The organism is Variovorax sp. RO1, assembly GCF_002849325.1.
GTDB lineage: Bacteria > Pseudomonadota > Gammaproteobacteria > Burkholderiales > Burkholderiaceae_C > Variovorax.
This window is the reverse complement of sequence record NZ_PKMT01000001.1, coordinates 2,094,605-2,111,591: the sequence shown is the minus strand read 5'-3', so window position 1 is coordinate 2,111,591 and position 16,987 is coordinate 2,094,605. Positions and strand designations below refer to the sequence as shown.

16 protein-coding genes are annotated in these 16,987 nt (G+C 67.4%); 8 read left to right on the top strand and 8 right to left on the bottom strand.

Annotated features, from left to right (window positions below; translation table 11 throughout):
• The first annotated feature begins 78 nt into the window (after positions 1-78).
• A complete protein-coding gene (locus CY658_RS10075; protein ID WP_219589578.1) occupies positions 79-2,586 on the top strand; it encodes a TonB-dependent siderophore receptor in 2,508 nt (835 codons plus the stop codon).
• 112 nt (positions 2,587-2,698) lie between these two features.
• Complete coding sequence (locus CY658_RS10070; protein WP_143713644.1) at positions 2,699-4,894, top strand: hypothetical protein; 2,196 nt, start codon at positions 2,699-2,701, stop codon at positions 4,892-4,894.
• 72 nt (positions 4,895-4,966) lie between these two features.
• On the opposite strand, the gene CY658_RS10065 is transcribed toward CY658_RS10070, so the two are convergent.
• Positions 4,967-6,502 (bottom strand): ankyrin repeat domain-containing protein, encoded by a 1,536-nt coding sequence (locus tag CY658_RS10065; protein WP_101489965.1) that lies wholly within the window; start codon positions 6,500-6,502, stop codon positions 4,967-4,969.
• A gap of 263 nt (positions 6,503-6,765) precedes the next feature.
• Here CY658_RS10065 and CY658_RS10060 point away from each other — a divergent pair, with 263 nt between their 5' ends.
• Together CY658_RS10060 and CY658_RS10055 are read left to right on the top strand one after the other, a co-directional pair.
• On the top strand, positions 6,766-7,467 hold the full coding sequence (locus CY658_RS10060; RefSeq protein WP_101489964.1) for a phytanoyl-CoA dioxygenase family protein: 702 nt from the start codon (positions 6,766-6,768) through the stop codon (positions 7,465-7,467).
• A gap of 143 nt (positions 7,468-7,610) precedes the next feature.
• Positions 7,611-7,997 carry a VOC family protein gene (locus CY658_RS10055; protein ID WP_101489963.1) on the top strand — a complete coding sequence of 129 codons (387 nt, stop codon included), beginning with the start codon at positions 7,611-7,613 and terminating at the stop codon, positions 7,995-7,997.
• 18 nt (positions 7,998-8,015) lie between these two features.
• Here the strand turns inward: CY658_RS10055 and CY658_RS10050 are convergent, their stop codons facing one another.
• On the bottom strand, positions 8,016-8,732 hold the full coding sequence (locus tag CY658_RS10050) for a winged helix-turn-helix transcriptional regulator (RefSeq protein WP_101489962.1): 717 nt from the start codon (positions 8,730-8,732) through the stop codon (positions 8,016-8,018).
• A 124-nt stretch (positions 8,733-8,856) separates the two neighbouring features.
• Between CY658_RS10050 and CY658_RS10045 the strand changes: the two genes are divergently transcribed.
• Positions 8,857-10,257: an FAD-binding oxidoreductase gene (locus CY658_RS10045; RefSeq protein WP_257884805.1), complete on the top strand. Its 1,401-nt coding sequence runs from the start codon at positions 8,857-8,859 to the stop codon at positions 10,255-10,257.
• A gap of 63 nt (positions 10,258-10,320) precedes the next feature.
• Here the strand turns inward: CY658_RS10045 and CY658_RS10040 are convergent, their stop codons facing one another.
• Together CY658_RS10040 and CY658_RS10035 are read right to left on the bottom strand one after the other, a co-directional pair.
• Positions 10,321-10,632, bottom strand: coding sequence for a hypothetical protein (locus CY658_RS10040; RefSeq protein WP_101489960.1), 312 nt, complete (start codon positions 10,630-10,632; stop codon positions 10,321-10,323).
• A gap of 123 nt (positions 10,633-10,755) precedes the next feature.
• Positions 10,756-11,649 carry a LysR family transcriptional regulator gene (locus CY658_RS10035; RefSeq protein ID WP_101489959.1) on the bottom strand — a complete coding sequence of 298 codons (894 nt, stop codon included), beginning with the start codon at positions 11,647-11,649 and terminating at the stop codon, positions 10,756-10,758.
• A gap of 88 nt (positions 11,650-11,737) precedes the next feature.
• On the opposite strand from CY658_RS10035, the gene CY658_RS10030 reads away from it, so the two are divergent.
• Positions 11,738-12,556 (top strand): NAD(P)H-dependent oxidoreductase, encoded by an 819-nt coding sequence (locus CY658_RS10030; protein WP_101489958.1) that lies wholly within the window; start codon positions 11,738-11,740, stop codon positions 12,554-12,556.
• A gap of 95 nt (positions 12,557-12,651) precedes the next feature.
• Positions 12,652-13,041, top strand: coding sequence for a DUF427 domain-containing protein (locus tag CY658_RS10025; RefSeq protein WP_101489957.1), 390 nt, complete (start codon positions 12,652-12,654; stop codon positions 13,039-13,041).
• Positions 13,042-13,160: 119 nt separating this feature from the next.
• Here CY658_RS10025 and CY658_RS10020 read toward each other — a convergent pair whose 3' ends face one another.
• The 4 genes from CY658_RS10020 to CY658_RS10005 all read right to left on the bottom strand — a co-directional run bounded on the left by CY658_RS10020 (position 13,161) and on the right by CY658_RS10005 (position 15,466).
• On the bottom strand, positions 13,161-13,541 hold the full coding sequence (locus CY658_RS10020) for a helicase SNF2 (RefSeq protein ID WP_101490312.1): 381 nt from the start codon (positions 13,539-13,541) through the stop codon (positions 13,161-13,163).
• Between the two features lie 253 nt (positions 13,542-13,794).
• Positions 13,795-14,130, bottom strand: a complete 336-nt coding sequence (locus CY658_RS10015; protein WP_101489956.1) for an SMR family transporter — start codon at positions 14,128-14,130, stop codon at positions 13,795-13,797.
• 62 nt (positions 14,131-14,192) lie between these two features.
• Positions 14,193-14,726 carry a cupin domain-containing protein gene (locus CY658_RS10010; RefSeq protein ID WP_101489955.1) on the bottom strand — a complete coding sequence of 178 codons (534 nt, stop codon included), beginning with the start codon at positions 14,724-14,726 and terminating at the stop codon, positions 14,193-14,195.
• A complete protein-coding gene (locus tag CY658_RS10005; RefSeq protein WP_101489954.1) occupies positions 14,723-15,466 on the bottom strand; it encodes an NAD-dependent epimerase/dehydratase family protein in 744 nt (247 codons plus the stop codon). Before CY658_RS10005 ends, CY658_RS10010 begins: the two co-directional genes overlap by 4 nt.
• 96 nt (positions 15,467-15,562) lie before the next feature.
• Here CY658_RS10005 and pdxR point away from each other — a divergent pair, with 96 nt between their 5' ends.
• Entirely contained in the window at positions 15,563-16,984 is a 1,422-nt protein-coding gene (gene pdxR, locus CY658_RS10000; protein WP_101489953.1) for a MocR-like pyridoxine biosynthesis transcription factor PdxR, read from the top strand.
• Positions 16,985-16,987 lie beyond the last annotated feature (3 nt).

Here is a 16,987-nt window from a genome sequence, read left to right as displayed (position 1 = left end):
CTGTCCCCTTTTCTTTCCTCGCGTGTGAAGCCTTGAGGAACAGCAACTTCACACCCCTTGCAGGAGAGAGAGAAACCCATGGCCCGTCGCCGACCGTCCCCCCTTGATTCCGACGCCGTTTCGTTGCGTGCGCTGTCGCTCGCCGTGCATGGCGCGCTGTTCGCCATGGCGTGCGCCGCCACCGGGACGGTCGCCGCGCAGACGCCGGGCGCGCCCAACGCACCGGCCACGCAGGCCGAAGCACGCAAGGCCTACAACATCGCACCCGGTCCGCTCGACGAGGCGCTGTCGAGCTTCGCCGCCTCTGCGGGCGTGAGCATCACGATTCCACCGGCACTCGCGCAGGGCAAGCGCTCGCCCGGCCTGCAGGGCCAGCACGCCGTGGGCGAAGGCTTCGCGCGGCTGCTGGCCGGCTCGGGCCTCGAGGCGGCGGGTGGCGCGGGCGGCTCGTATGCGCTGCGTCGCTCGAGCATCGGCGGCCCTGCAGACACTGGCGCCGACGGCAGCACCACGCTCGCACCGGTCACCGTCACGGCCGAGGCCGAGCGCAGCGCCACCACCGAAGGCACGCGCTCGTACACGGCGCGCGCGTTGACCCTCGGCAAGGGCGAGCAGGCGCTCAAGGACATTCCGCAGTCGGTCAGCGTGATCACGCGCCAGCGCATGGACGACCAGGGCCTGGTTGACCTGCGCGACGCGGTCAACAACGTCACGGGCGTGGTGGGCGTCAAGGGCGTGGGGCCGGGCATGATCCTCACGTCGCGCGGCTTCCAGATCGACGCCTGGCAGTACGACGGCGTGCCCGTGCCGCGCAACATGTATTCGCTGGGCAACTGGGCCACCGAAGACACGGTGTTCTTCGACCGCGTGGAAGTGCTGCGCGGCGCCTCGGGCCTGCTGCAGGGCACGGGCAGCCCGGGCGGTGCGATCAACCTCGTGCGCAAACGCGGCCAGCCCGAGAAGACGCTCACGCTCACCGGCAAGGCGGGCTCGTGGGACCACTACGGCGCGCAGCTCGACGCCGGCGGCCCGCTCAATGCCGAAGGCACGCTGCGCGGCCGCGTGGTGGTCGACGAGAACCGCAGCCACTCGTTCACCGACTACGTGTGGGGCAAGACGCGCTCGCTCTATGGCGCCATCGACTACGACATTTCTCCTGACACCACCGTTGGCTTCGGCGTGAGCCACTCGCACGGCAAGGGGCGCCCGATGCTGCGCGGCTTTCCGCGCTACCCGGACGGTGTCGACATCGGCCTGCCGCGCTCCGTGTTCACCGGCGCCTTGTGGAACCACAGCGACGTCGAGCAGGCCGCGGTGTATGTCGACGCCGAGCACCGCTTCAACGACAAGTGGAAGCTGAAGTTCTCCGCGCTCGGCATGAACGAAAAGAACAGCTCGCAGCACCAGCGCATGCACGGCGACGTGGCGGCCGACGGCAGCGGCCTGAGCTTCGCCGACTGGGACACCCGCTTCGATTCGCGCAAGCAGGGCTTCGATGTCTACCTGCGCGGACGCTTTGACGCACTGTCGATGGAACACGACGTGACCATTGGCGCCAACTACTCGAAGTTCTTGTCGACCGACCGGTATGCGCGCCGGTTCAGCGGCGGCGGCAACATCTTCGCCATCGACCACAACCGCCCGGCGCAGAACTACGACACCATCCTGGCTGCCGGCGGCACGAAGAGCCACACGCACTACGACGTGCGGCAAAAGGGCATCTACGGCAGCTGGCGGGCCAAGCTGGCCGAGCCGCTCACGGCCATCGTCGGTGCGCGCCTGAGCTGGTACGACTACCTGTACTCGAGCCAGTCCGCAGACATCAGGAGCACCGTCAGCACGTCGGCCGAAGTGACGCCGTATGTCGGCCTCGTGTTTGCGCTCAACAAGCAATGGTCGGCCTACGCGAGCTACACCGACGTGTTCGAGCCGCAGACCGAGCGCACCGTCTCGGGCGAAGGGCTCAAGCCGATCATCGGCAGCAACTACGAGGTGGGCCTGAAGGGCGAGCTGATGGACGGCCGACTGAACACGTCACTGGCCGTGTTCCGCTACGACCACACCAACCGCGCCGTGACCGACCGCGACGGCGGCTTTGCGTGCGACGGCTGGTACTGCTCCAAGTCGTCGGGCAAGGTGCGCAGCCAGGGCTTCGAAGCCGAGGTCAGCGGCGAGGTCGCGCCGCGGCTGCAGCTCACTGCCGGCTACACCTACAACACCACCAAGTTCCTCGAAGACCCCGACAACAAGGGCCAGGTCTTCAGCCAGTGGACGCCCAAGCACATGCTTCGCGTGTGGAGCAACTACCAGCTACCCGGCGACTGGAGCCGGCTCAGCGTGGGCGGCGGCTTCAGCATCCAGAGCCACACGCTGGGCTACGACCGCACGTACAAGGTGCCCGGCTTCGCGGTGTGGAGCGCGCGCCTGGCCTACCAGCTGACGCCGGAGGTGGCGCTGGCTGTCAACATCAACAACATCTTCGACAAGCGCTACTACATCCCGGCCTACAACGAGACCAATGGCAACAACAACTACGGCGATCCGCGCAATGTGCTGTTCACGGTGAAGTACACGCCCAAGCTGTAAGCCGCGCGCCTTCTGGCGTCTACCAGTTTTCTGGTATTTCCAGCGCCCGCCTCGCTGCGTAGCATCTCGTAACCAAACGAGACGAGGTGGGCGTGTGATTCAACTGAAGGGGATGCAGCGCCTTGCTGCGAGGCATGCGGCGTGGATGGCCGCACTGGTGCTGGCGGCATGCGGTGGAGGGGGAAGCGACGGGGGCGGCGGCATTGCTTGGCCGCCTCTGCTGCCGGTACAGACTGCACAACCTGAACAGCCCGCGCAGCCTGCGCAGCCCACGCAGCCCGAGGTGCCGGCCGCGCGCTACACCATCGGCGGCAGCGTCACGGGCCTGAACGGCACGCTGGTGCTGCGCAACAACGGCAAGGGCGATCTCACGCTCCAGGCCGACGGCGCTTTCAGCTTTGCCGACCCGGTGACGGCCGGCAATCCCTACGCAGTGAGCATCGCCCAGCAACCGCAGGGCCAGACCTGTGCGGTGAGCGCGGGCCAGGGCACGGCCTCGGCCCCCATCACCGACGTGCGCGTGGCGTGCGCGGCCATTACGCACACGGTGGGCGGCTCGCTCTCGGGCCTGGCGGGCGGCACGCTGGTGCTGCACAACAACGGCGCGGATGCGTTGAGCCTCACGGCCGATGGCAGCTTCGCATTCGCGCAGGCCGTACCCGAAGGCGCGACGTACGACGTGACCGTGCACTCGCAACCGGCCGGTCTGCTGTGCGCGCTCTCCGGCGCCAGCGGCACGGTCAATGCAGCTGTCACCTCGGTGGTGGCCCTCTGCACCCCCGACCCGTCGCTGCAGCCGCCGCCGGTTCCGGCCGCGCCCGCCGTGGGCTATGCGCCCAAGTCGTTCCTTTTCAGCTGGCCGGCCATCGCCAACGCCACCTACTACCGACTGGGCGAAGACCCGAGCGCCACGGGCAGCTTCACGGTACTGGCCGGCAACCTCGGCAGCACCACCTATGCGCTGCAGGAGCTGGCACTGACCCAGCCGCCGGCCGCCTGGCGCTATGCCCTGCAGGCCTGCAATGCGAATGGCTGCAGCCCGTGGTCGCTGCCGGTCACGGCAGATGCCACCCAGGCCATCGGCTATTTCAAGCCGGCGGCCACCACCGGCATCCGCAACTTCGGCCAAGGCATTGCCCTGACGCCGGACGGCAGCGTCATGGCCGTGGGTGCTGCAGCCACCGTGGAGCTGTTCACGCGCACCGCGGGCCAATGGCAGTGGGTACAAACGTTGAGCTTTCAGGTCGCAAGCTATCCCAGGCCCGTCATCTCGAACGACGGCACGTTGCTGGTAGGCATGTTCGGCCACGACGGGGCGTTTGCCGACCAGGGGCTGGTGCAGGTGTTCTCGAGGAGCGGATCGGTCTGGACGCTGGCCGACACGTGGGATCCGCCTGTGCCTCGTGTCGTCGGCAACTTCGGCGCATTCCTTGGTATCTCTCGGGACGGCACGGTGGCAGTGGTCGGAGAATTCATGAGCGCGCGCGGTGGCGGAAGCTTTCACGTGTACCGCAAGACAGGCGGCGCCTGGGCGAGAGAAGTGACCATCGAACCCGACCATCCGCAGCAAGGTGGGCTGTTCGGCGTGCAGGCCAAGATCTCGGCCGATGGCAGCACGATCGTGGTGGGCGCGCAGTACGACAACAGCGGCTCGCTCACCGATGAAACCGACACCAGCAAATCCAACGCCGGTGCCGCATTCGTCTATGGCTACGACACGGGCTCGGGCACATGGACCAAACGTGCCTACTTGAAAGCACCGGTGCCCGCCGTCAACGATCTGTTCGGGGCCTCCACCGCCATCTCGGGCGACGGCGACACGGTGGTCATCGGCGTACGCAACGCGTCGGTCGGCGGTGTGATTCGCGCGGGCGTCGCCCACGTGTTCCGGCGCACGGCGGGCACCTACACCCTCGCCCAGACGATCCCGGCACCGCAGCCCACGCTGAACAGCACTTTCGGTGGCTTCGGCCTGGCGCTCACGCCGGACGGCACCTCTCTGGCGATTGCCGCGCGCGGCGACTCGAGCAGTGGAACGGGCGTCGATGCCGACACGACGCAGGGTGCGGCCCTGACGGCCGGCGCTGTTCACCTGTACCGACTGGCAGGCACGCAGTTCGCCCATGCGCGGTACCTGAAAGCACCCAATACCGGGAGCGGCGATTTGTTCGGCGACGTGCTCGACATCACGGCGGACGGCCGGACGATCGCGGTGGGAGCGACGGGAGAAGCCAGCGCTGCGAGTGGCATCGGTGGCGATCAGGCGGACAACAGCGCCGCCAACCGCGGGGCAGCCTACCTGTACTAGAGACTGCTTCGGGCCACAGTGCGGTAGGCCGTGTTCCTCAAGAAAGCGGCTTGCAGCTTGTGCAGGATCGGCTCAGCGCTTCAGCAATTTCTTCCACGCGACCAGCGACCCGCCATGTGACGGCGGGTGCGCCTTCAGCCATGCCTGCGCCGAGGTGTGCAGCGGGTAGTTGCTTCGCAGCGCCGGATCGGCACCGGCGGCAATCAGCAGCCGCGCGATCTCGAGGTTGTTGCGCTCCACCGCGCGCATCAAGGCGCTGCCCGTCCAGAACCCGGCCGCCGGCAGGAAGCTTCCGGTGACATGCGGCAACGTGCCAACGGGCGGTGTGCCCTGCGGCGCAGTCGCCGTCCCTGCCCTCGGAGCGGGTGCAGCGTCGCAAGGAGGCGGCAGCACATGAATCAGGCGAGGCAACCCCGACGATGTGTGCGGCTGCGGCACCAGTTCGCTGCGCGTTGGCGCCGGGGTCTGGTAATTCACGTCGACGCCCAAAGCCAGCAAGGCCCGCACCGCCTCTGCGTTGCCGGCATCCACCGCAGATGCCAACGGCGTCATGCGTCCGCACGCAACGGCCTCGAAGGCGCGATAGGCGGCCAATGCCTCCTGCGGCTTCCGCTGCAGGATCAGCAAGTAGACCCGCGACTCGGCCGATGCATTCGCTTCGAGCGATGGCCAATGCGGCTGGCCCATGGCCCGGTGCAGCAGACGCGCCGCCTGCAGATGCCCCTGCGCTGCAGCGCTACGCAAAGCGTTCTCGGTGGCCGGCAAGCCCTGCGCCAGCAGAAGTCGAACGATCCTCGCATCACCGCCCTTGGCCGCCGCATCAAGCGCGTTGTGCCCGTCTGCATCGGTGCCACGCACCGCGTCCGAAGACATGACGGCCAGCAGTTGCCTAACGCTTTCCAGGCTGCCCTTCCCTGCTGCCGCTGCCAGCGCCGACGCACCCTGCGCATCACGCACATCAGGACGGGCGCCGGCGGCCAGCAGCAGCCGCACGCGCGCCGGGTCGTGCGCATGCTCGATCAGCGGCGGGTTCGTGGTCGCAGCGTTGGGGTCGGCACCCGCGGCCAGCAGCGCCCGGATGACCCAGGTCGTGCGCGCGAAGAACAACGGAAGGCCACCGTTGCGATCGGGCGTGTCGGGATTCGCGCCCGCCTTCAACAGAAGCGCCAGAGTCTGGCGATGGTCGATGGTGTGCGTGTCGCTGGCACCGCCAGTGCCCGCGAACTTGGCCGCGCGAAACAACGCCGTCTCGCCGTCGTTCTCGTTGCGGTAGTTCACATCGGCATGACGACGCAGCAACAGCTTCACCATCTGCGCGTTGCCCTGCTGCGCGGCCTTCATCAACGGCGAGTCGCCAATGTTGAAACCGTAGCCCTGCACGTCGTTGGCACCGAAGCCTCGCGCAAGAAAGGAGTCGACCTCGCGGATGCGACCGCGTTCCACGGCATCGAAGAACGCGATCTGCGCTTGTGCAGACGTCGTGTCACGCGTGGGTTCGGCCTCGGCCGGGTGTGCGGGCATGTTGATCATGAGACCGGCCACAAGGGCGATGCGTTGGAGCGTTCCGCACAGCGTAGTGCGGAAGATCAGCCAGGAGGTCTTGTGCATGGAAACGCGGTGAATCAGTGAAGCACCGGGCCTCGTGCGCAACCGACCCGGCGCGCGGCATCGTGACGACTGCTTTCGGGCACGGGCGCGCCCAGCTCATATAGCGTCGCCACCCGCAAAGTCTCTGCAACCACCGTCATCCCGCGTCCTCCTTGATCTGCTTTCGGCCGATGTTAGCCATGCCCGCCATGTCCGGTCGCTCTTGTATTCTTGCTTTCACGCCGTGCGATGTTCATGGACGGACCGCGCAGCAGCTTCACGCAATGAAACCCTCTCACGCCGACTTCTTCATCGACAAAGGCTATGTGCGGCTGGAAGGCTTCCATCCGCATAAACGGATCGCGGGCATCCGACAGAAGCTGCTGGATGAGATCAAGCGCCTGAAAGCGTTGCCCGGCGGAAAGAGCCTGTCGAGCTCACTGCAAAAACTCCCGCTCTTCCAGCAGATCGGCAAGCTGTCGACGCTCGCCAAGGTGCCCGGCGTGCATGAAGCGCTGGTGACGCCGGAGCTGATCGACTGCGTCACCCAACTCGGCGGGCGCGCGCCCACAGCCATCCAGGACACGCAGCTGCTGCTGTCGCCACCCCTTCAAGGCGCTTCGACCTTCAACGGCTTGAACTGGCATGTCGACGTGACGACGAAACCGCAAGACCCGCTGCCGGGAATCCAGGCCTTCTTCCTGATCGACGATGTGGCACCCGGCGGCGGCGCGACCCTGGCATTGGCCGGATCGCATCGCGTCGGTACGCCGGGGTGGCCTGCGGCTTCGGCGCTGCGGCAAGTCCTGAAGACGACCGATGGCCTGGAGCGAAGTCTTCAACCACTGGGCATGAGCCTCATCGAGATGGCCGGCCGCGCAGGCGACGTCTTTCTGATGGATCTGCGCCTCTTGCACACGCCCTCGGTCAATTCGACGAAGAACGTGCGGATGATGGCGACGACGCGCTGCTTCATGAACACCTGACGAAACGGCCACACGTCACCGAACAGGGTACCCACCGCACTGGCATCGCCCCACTCGCAGGCGTAAGCTGATCACCGGTCGGCCAGCCAAGGCGATGCCGCCAAGCGGCACCCGCTGCGCCGAGTTCTGCGAAAGGACTGTCCATGTTGTCCGATTCGTCTGTCACGACCATGCTTCCGGTGAAGGACATGGACCGCGCGCGTGCTTTCTACGAGGGCTGCCTGGGCTTGAAGGCCGGTGGTTTGCGGCCCGACGGAAAGTTTGTCTACACGGTGGGCGGCAGCACGCTGGCGCTGTTCCCCAAACCCGAAGGGTCCAAGGCCGACCACACGGCGATCAGCTTCCAGGTGCCGGACATCGCCGCCAGCATCGACAAGCTGAAACGCGCTGGCGTGGTGTTCGAGGACTACGACTTTCCCGATCTGAAGACCGTCGACCATGTCTGCGTGCTCGGTTCAGAAAAGGCGGCGTGGTTCAAGGACACGGAAGGCAACTTCCTTTGCATCCACGAGGACCTTTCGCCCACGTAACCCGCTCGCCGTGAGCAGCTACGGCGTCACCGACTGGCCGTCCGGTGGCATCCGTCCCGTAGCGCGCCGCGTCGAGGCGAATGCGCTGGTGCCCAGCCACCGCCACAGGTCTTGCGCGTCGCACCTCGCCCCATCGACACGGATCTCGCGCGACTGCAAGGCCTGCTGAGGCGTGCGGTCGCCCACCCACACTTCGGTCAAGGCGCGCACGGAGGCATCCACCACGAGCGTCAGCTCGCGCCCCGGGTCGTCGCGGCACAGATCGGCCACGCCGTCTTCCACCACGAGCCACCACGCGCGCTCGCGCGTCCGTGCGTCGCGAAGCTGGAAATGGATGATCACAGGTCGGGACGGGAACTCCGGAATGCACGCGAACCGGCGCATATCCCACATGAGCAGGCCCGCATCCAGCTCATCGTCGCGCAGGCGGCTGCCGATCCACTGCGCGCCCCAATGGCCCAGCGCCATGACGATGGGTCGAAGCTGCTCACCGGCCTCGGTGAGGCTGTATTCCCACACCTTGCCGACGGTGTTGCGGCGCACGACACCGAACTCCTCGAGGCGATGAAGCCGCTGCGCGAGCAGGCTGGTGGACATTCGCGGTACCCCGCGATGCAGGTCGTTGAAGCGCTTGCTGCCGCACAGCAACTCGCGCACGACCAGCGGCGTCCATCGCTCGCACAACACCTCGGCCCCCCTGGCAACGGTGCAGAACTGACCGTAGGTGTTTTCCATCGCCTCGTCTCCAGAGCGGCAACGCTTCAGATTCTGGACTTGTTCGGGCACCTGGTCAGGCGCAAGCTGCCCCCGACTTCATCACTCTTTATGGAGACGACTCATGACGACCCAACTCACACGCATGGACGGCGGGACCGTGGACCTTTCGCCGGAGATCCTGCAGTCGTTCAAGGCCACGTTCAAAGGCCAGGTGCTGACGGCGGATGAACCGGCCTACGAGGAGTCGCGCAAGGTCTGGAACGCGATGATCGATCGCCGCCCCGGCCTGGTGGCGCGCTGCACCGGGACGGTCGATGTCGTGCAGGCCGTCCGGTTCGCGCGTCAGCACGGGCTTCTGAGTTCCGTGCGCGGCGGCGGCCACAACATCGCCGGGCTTGCGGTCTGCGAGGGCGGGCTCATGATCGACATGTCGCTGCTCAGAGGTGTCTGGGTCGACCCGGCGCGCCGCACGGCGCGCGCGCAAGCGGGCTGCACGCTGGGCGACGTCGATCGCGAGACACAGCTGCACGGGCTCGCGGCCGTGCTCGGTTTTGTGTCTGCCACCGGGATCGCAGGCCTCACCGTCGGCGGCGGATTCGGCTACCTCACGCGTCGCCACGGCTGGACCTGCGACAACGTGGTCTCGATGGAAGTCGTGACTGCCAGCGGTGAGGTCCTGCGTGCGTCTGCGGACGAGAACGAGGACCTGTTCTGGGCGCTGCGCGGTGGCAGCGGCAACTTCGGCATCGTCACTTCCTTCGAGTACCGGCTCTTTCCCGTCGGCCCCGAAATCCTGGGTGGCGCAATCGCATGGAGCGGCGACGACGCCAGCCAGGTTCTCGACGCCTACCGCGAGTTCAGCGCTGGGGCACCGCGCGAACTGACCAGCGTGGCTGTTCTGCGGATTGCGCCGCCGGCACCCTGGCTCCCGAAGGAGGTGCACGGCAAGCCGATCGTTGCCATCTTCGTCTGCTACTCCGGCAAGGTCGAAGACGGAGAAGCACTGATCGCGCCGCTGCGCGGGCTCGGTCAGCCCGTGGCCGACATCGTGACGCGCCGGCCCTACACACAGATGCAGAGCCTGCTCGATGCCACGCAGCCCAAGGGACGGCGCTACTACTGGAAGTCGCACTACCTGCCAGGCATCGATCAGCAGACCATCGACATCGCCGTGGCGCATGCAGGCCGGATTCAATCGCCCCATTCGGCCATCCTTCTGTTCCAGATACAGGGGGCGCTGGGCGAGTTGCCTGCCGGGCATTCGCCGGCGGGCAACCGGGACGCGGCCTATGTGCTGAACATCGCGGGCTCCTGGGAGAAGCCGGGCGACGACGACATCAACGTCAAGTGGGCGCGAGACTGCTTCGAAGCGACGCGCGCCTGCTCGACAGGCGGGGCCTACATCAACTTCCTGACGGAGGAAGAGGGCCAGGACCGCATCGAAGCCGCGTACGGCCGGCTCAACTTGGACAAACTCGCGGCGCTCAAGCGCAAGTACGACCCCGAGAACTTCTTCCGTCACACAAAGAGCGTCGCCGGTTGAACCGGCCGTTGGCGACTTGCCAGCGGCCCCTCAAAGGGACATTCAGTGCAAGCACCCGGTGATCTAGTCCCACGCAGGGAGGTGCTGCAAGGCGTCGTTGGGACGATCCGCAATGTCGACGCCAGTGAGCTCGGTTCCGCCCGGCAAGAGTCTGACGTCGCAAACGATTTCCCAGCCATGGCTTTCCGTGCGCCGGGCAAGGCATACCTCCTCGCCGGCAGCAACGAGCTTGGCGCATTCGCCGACGCTGATTCGCTGTGCCGTGCCAAGGGCAAACTCTGTCGAGCCGAACTCTTTCTCCACGACCGGGTGAATGGCGACGAGGTCCATCTTTCCGTCCTTGAAGTGAACAGCGGTAATTGCATGCTGGGCCATCTTCGACCTCCATTCGTGCAGAGCCCCGACAGGGCTGCGGTTCGACTGTACGCCCGCGGCAGCAAGTTCTCTTCATCATTCCGAAAAGCCGACGCACGCGAAGGGCGGCGTCTGCGAAGGCACCTACAAGCTCCCCGCAATCCACTCCCGCAGCCACCGATGCCCCGGGTCGCGGTGCCGCCGCTCGTGCCACAACATCGCCATCTCGTAGCCCGGCACCTCCAGCGGCGCCTCCACCACGCGCAGCCCCGGCGCGCCGCGCGCCAGGCGCTCGGGCAGCATCGCGACCATGTCGGTGCTGGCGAGCACGGACATCATGAACAGGAAGTGCGGCACCGACAACGCCACGCGCCGCGTGAGGCCCTGCGCCGCCAGCGCCTCGTCGGTGGGGCCGACAAAACCGCCGCCGCCCAGCGACACCACCACATGCTCCAGCGCGCAGAACTGCGCGAGCGTGGGCCGGCGCTTCAGGCGCGGGTGCCCTGCCCGCCCGGCCAGCACATAGCGCTCGTGGAACAGCACGCGCCGGTGCAGGCCGGGCGGCGCGCCCACGCTGGTGTGAAAGAACAGGTCGATCTCCGCCTGCTCGAGCTGGCGCACCATGCGCGTCGGCACGGCCTCGACCACGGCGAGCCGCGTGTTCGGCGCGGCCGCGCGCAGGCCGGCCAGTGCAGGCAGCAGGATGGCCGACTCGGCGTAGTCGGCCGCAGCCACGCGCCAAGTGGTGGTCGCCTGGGCCGGGTCGAAAGGCCGGCTGGGTGCCACCGCGCGGCCCAGCGACGCGAGGGCTTCACGCAGCGGCTCGCGCAGTTCGTCGGCACGCGCGGTCGGCCGCATGCCGCGCTGCGCGGGCACGAGCAGCGGATCGTTGAAGAGCTCACGCAGCTTGGCGAGCTGCACGCTCACCGAGGGCTGCGAGAGGTTCAGGCGCTCGGCTGCGCGGGTCACGTTGCGCTCGGCCAGCAAGGTGTCGAGCGTGACCAGCAGGTTGAGGTCGATGCGGCTGAAATTGTTCATGGCGATACCTGGCATTCAAACTATTCATTTCCAATATAGCGCGCCACTACCTAACCTGAGGACATCTTCACTCAACCTCCCTGACACCGTGAACATCCTGCTGGTCCTTGCCCATCCCGAAGCCGCCTCGCTGAACGGCTCGCTCCATCGCTTCATGGTCGAACGCCTCACGAGCGCTGGCCACTCCGTGCGCGTGTCCGACCTGTACGCGATGCGCTGGAAGCCCGCACTCGACGCCGACGACTTTCCGGCCCGCGACACCGCCGCGCCCTTCGACCCCGTGCGCGATTCGCTGCATGCCTTCGAGGGCGGCACGCAGACTGCGGACATCGCCGCAGAACAAGAGAAGCTGCTGTGGGCCGACACGGTGATCCTGCAGTTCCCGCTGTGGTGGTACTCGATGCCCGCCATCCTCAAGGGCTGGATCGAGCGCATCTACGCCTATGGTTTTGCCTACGGCGTGGGCGAACATTCCGACACACACTGGGGCGACCGCTTCGGCGAAGGCACACTGGCCGGCAAGCGCGCGATGCTCGTGGTAACGACCGGCGGCTGGGCCTCGCACTACACCCCCCGCGGCATCAACGGGCCGATGGACGAGCTGCTGTTCCCCATTCACCACGGCATCCTCTACTACCCGGGCTTCGACGTGCTGCCGCCCTTCGTGGTGCACCGCACGGACAAGGTCGATGCCGCAGCCTATGAGCGCATCACCGGCGAGCTGGGCGAGCGGCTCGATACGCTGTGGACCGCCGACCCGATTCCGTTCCGCCCACAGAACGGCGGCGACTACGAAATTCCCGCGCTCACGCTGCGCGAACACATCGCGCCGGGACGCGCGGGCTTCGGGGTACACCGCAAAAGCAGCGAATCTGAAACTTTGGTTTTCGAATCCAACAGCCTTTAACCACGCCGGGAACAGGTGGATTCGCGGGAGACTTCAAATCGTCGCGACAACGCAGCAAGATGCGCATCCGCCGATTCGTCCGAAGGAGCTTGTCCATGTTCGCCACGCCAGAACGCACCGTCAAGATTCCGGGCCCCGACCATGCGATCACCATCACGCCGAATCCGATGCGCGTGGTGGTGTCGGTGGGAGGCCATGTCATTGCCAGCTCGCGTGAAGCGCTGACATTGCGCGAGTCGCATTTCGGCACGGTGCACTACCTCCCGCGCAAGGACGTGCGCATGTCGCTGCTGGAGCGCACCGCGCACGCGACCTACTGCCCGTACAAGGGCGAGTGCGCCTACTACAGCATTCCGGCCGGCGGCGAACGCTCGGTGAATGCCGTGTGGACCTACGAGTCGCCCTACGACTCGGTCGCGCCGATCAAGGACTACGTGGCCTTCTATCCGGACCGCGTGGGCACGATCGAAGAACGCTGCTTCTGACGACGGCTTCACCCCGTTCGTGAAAAAACCGGCCCTTGCTTGCGCAAGGCCGGTTTTTCTTTCGCTGGTCTGCTGACACCTCGCCATGAGGCAAGGTGCGCGTGCCTGATACCAATCAATTACAGCGGCAGTGCGTCACCGCGTGCGGCGGCGCGGGCTTCGGCACGCACCGAGGCGCGGTCCAGGCCGCTGGCCAGCACCGGGGCCACGCGGGAGGTCACGGCTTCGCTGTAGGGGTTCTCGCTGCGAGCAGCCACCACGGCCTGGGCGCGGACGGCGTCGCGGCTCACGGTCGAGACGAACACCTGGGCGGGGCCTGCCTCTGCGCCGGTGGCGTAGGGGTTGGCGCTGCGTGCGGCCACCACGGCTTCTGCGGCGACATCGGCGCGGCTGGCGGCCGAGGTCAGGCGATGCACGCCTTCGTAGGTTTCAGCGTGGGCGGCGCCGGCAACGGCCATCAGGGCAACAGCAACGGCGGAGAGGAGCTTGGAGGTGGTCATGTCGGTTTCCTTCTTCAATTCAGTTCAGTGGTTCAAGTGTTTGACTTGGAGGGGTTGAACCGGTCTTGGGTGGGTCACCGTCCCTCTTCTCGAAGGGCGGCCAACTCGCTCGGGGCCTGTCCATCCGGATCAGCTGGGGGCCGGTCCGTGAGATGAATTGTGCAGCGGGATCTAGGTAAAAGCCCGCGACAAAAAGAACCGCGGCGTTCCCGAAACGGAAACAATGCGGCGCGCCGGGGGCGTCACCCCCAGGTCAGTGCCCCACCGACTTCGAGAACACGTTGACCACCACCACGCCCGCGATGATCAGCCCGAGCCCAACGATGGCCGGCGCGTCGAGCGTCTGGCCGAACCAGAGCCAGCTCACCACCGAGATCAGCACGATGCCCACGCCCGACCAGATCGCGTAGGCGATGCCGGTGGGCAGCACGCGCAGCGCGAGCGAGAGAAAGTAGAACGACACCGCGTAGCCCACCACCGTGGCCACGCTGGGCCAGAGCTTGGTGAAGCTGTCCGAGGCCTTGAGGAAGCTGGTCGCGAGCACTTCGACGACGATCGCGACAGCGAGGTATGCATAGGTCAGAGTCATCGCCGGACTCTAATCGCGCGCGGCGTGGCAGACGCCGGAGCCCTTGCGCGAGCGGGGGCCGATCAGGGCGGCAGCAGCAGCGGCCCGCAGTTGGTGTCGGTGACGAACACAGCCATGAGCTTCGCGGGCTTCACCGGGTCGGGGTTCTCCGCGAACACGTGCAGGGTGTTGGGCGGCTCGAAGAAGGTCTCACCACTCTTGAAGGTGCCTACGGGGCCGCCGCCCAGTTGCGAGCGGATGGTGCCTTCGAGAATGATCGCGGTCACCGAACCCGGGTGCCGGTGCGCGGGCGAATAGGCCAGCGGCGGAAAGTCGACGAGCACCGTCGTCACCGACTTGCCAGGTACATGCGGCAGCGCCTCGCACGACAGCACCTTGACCTGCGTCGCCGGCCGAGCCGTCGCTTCCGAGCCCGCGGGCACCGGGGCGGACGCGAACATCGGCCGACCCACCGAGCTGCACACATCGGCGAACCACTGCACGGCCTCCTGCTGGCCGGTGCGCGGCATCAGCGCCCAGCCGGCGGCAAGCACCAGCGACAGCCCCGCAAGGCCCGCGCCGATCGACGGCGTGCGATGCCAGCGTGCGGCCTTCATGACACGACCTCCTGCGACCGCCGCAGTGCCGCATGCCAGCCCAGCTCACGCTGTGCCTTCTCGCTGCTGACCTCGACGCTGTCTTCCGCGATGTTGAAGATGCCGCCACGCGCATGCCGCATCGCGAGCAATGCCGCCCAGGCCGCAGCTTCGACATGCACCGGGCTCGCGCCCTTGGGTGCCGCATTCGACGTGCCGGGCCCATACAGCTGCCCGTAACGCAGCACCGTGCCCGTGAGGCCGACAGCGCCGCGCACGCTGCGCTCCAGCGCCAGCACGCCGTCGATGCTGATGCGGCGACCGCCTTCGGCCCCGAGGTCGAGCGGATCGCCTTCGGTGTGCGGCGTCGGTCCGGGCGCATAGGCCCAGGCGATGCTCTGCGCAATCATCTGCTGGGCACCAGCCGCCAGCGCCGCCGCCACGAGGTGCCGCGTGCCCTCGATGCGCACACGCGCATTGCGCACCACCGCCTCGGCCATGAGCGCCGGGTTCAGGTCCTGCGGCAGATCGGTGAGCTGGTGAATGACCACCGTCGGCGCGATGCGCACCAGCGCGTCGCGCAAGGCCTGCGCGTCGAACACGTCGACGACGACCGGCGTGACGCCGCGTGCCTCCAGCGCCGCCGCACGATCGGCACGGCGGGTGCCGCCGTACACCGCGTGGCCGGCCTCGACCAACAGCGGGATCAGCGCGGTGCCCACGGCCCCGGTCGCGCCCGCCACGAATACCTTTTCGCCCATTGCGTGTCCTTCTTTCCTGCTGGCTGTTCGAAGCCACGAGCTTAGGATTTCGATGCCCCAGACGAAAGAACCAAGAATCGTCAAAATGACTGGTCCATGAGCAACCCGCCAAGCAACGCCCTCCCAGGCGTCGACCGCTCGACGTCGACCCCGCTGCACCGCCAGGTCTACGAGCGCTTTCGCACGGCGATCGAGCGCGGCGTGCTTCGCCCCGGCGACCGCGTGGCGTCGGCGCGCAGCCTGGCGGGCGAGCTGGGCGTGGCGCGCGGCACGGTCGAGGCGGCCTACAGCCAGCTCGCGGGCGAAGGCTATTTTTCTGCGCAGGGGCAGGCGGGCACGGTGGTGTCGCCGTCGCTGCCGGCGCAGCGGCCGGTGCGTGCCGGTACACGCCCCGTCGCAGAGGCGCCTGCGCTGGCCGGCCCCATCGCCCCGCCACCGCTGCAACTCGGCCTCCCGGCACTCGATGCCTTTCCGCGCAAGCTCTGGGCGCGCCTGGTCGCCCGCCGCGCACGCGCCATGGGTGCGGCCGACCTGTTCTATGGCGACCCCGCAGGTTACGCGCCGCTGCGCGAGGCCATCGCGGCCTACCTGCTGGTGTCGCGCGGCGTGGCCTGCCAGCCCGCGCAGGTCTTCGTCACCGGCGGCTACCGCGCATCGCTCGCGCTCATGGCGCGCACGCTGCTGGCGAAGGACGACCGCGTGTGGACCGAAGACCCGGGCTTCGCCCCCACGCACGACGTGCTGCGCAGCGCCGGCCACCGCGTGGTGCCATTGCCGGTGGACGACGAAGGCCTGGTCGTCGCGCGGGGCATTCGCCGCTCGCCGAAGGCGCGCATGGCGATCGTCACGCCTTCGCACCAAGCGCCGCTGGGCGTGTCGATGTCGCTGGCGCGCCGGCTGCAGCTGCTCGAATGGGCCTCGCGCGCCAAGGCCTGGATCGTCGAGGACGACTACGACGGCGAGTACCGCTACGCCGGCGCGCCGCTGCGCGCGCTCAAGAGCCTCGACGGGCACGACCGCGTGCTGTACGCGGGCAGCTTCTCGAAGGTGCTCTTTCCGGGGCTGGCGCTGGGCTACCTGGTGGTGCCCGAATCGCTGCGTGCGCGCTTCGAAGAGGCGGCGCGCATCGCGTCCAACGGCTGCCCGCAGATCACGCAGGCCACGGTGGCCGACTTCATGCGCGACGGCCATTTCTCGCGCCACCTGAAGAAGATGCGGCTGCTCTATGCACGCCGCCGCGCCCTGCTGGTCGAGGCGTTGCAGAACGCCTTCGGCGACGGCGTACGCATCGATCTGCAAGCTGGTGGCATGCATCTGATTGCGCGCTTCGACGCGCGCAGTGAGAGCGATCTGGTGCTCGCGCGCCGTGCGCAGGGGGCCGGGCTGAACTGCCAGGCTCTGTCGGCCCGAGGCACCGCCGCCTTCGAAGGCCAAGGACTGCTGATGGGCTTCACCAACGTCGCTTCGCCGACCCAGGCGCGGCAGCTCGCCACGCAGTTGCGCACGGCGTTGGGCTGAGGC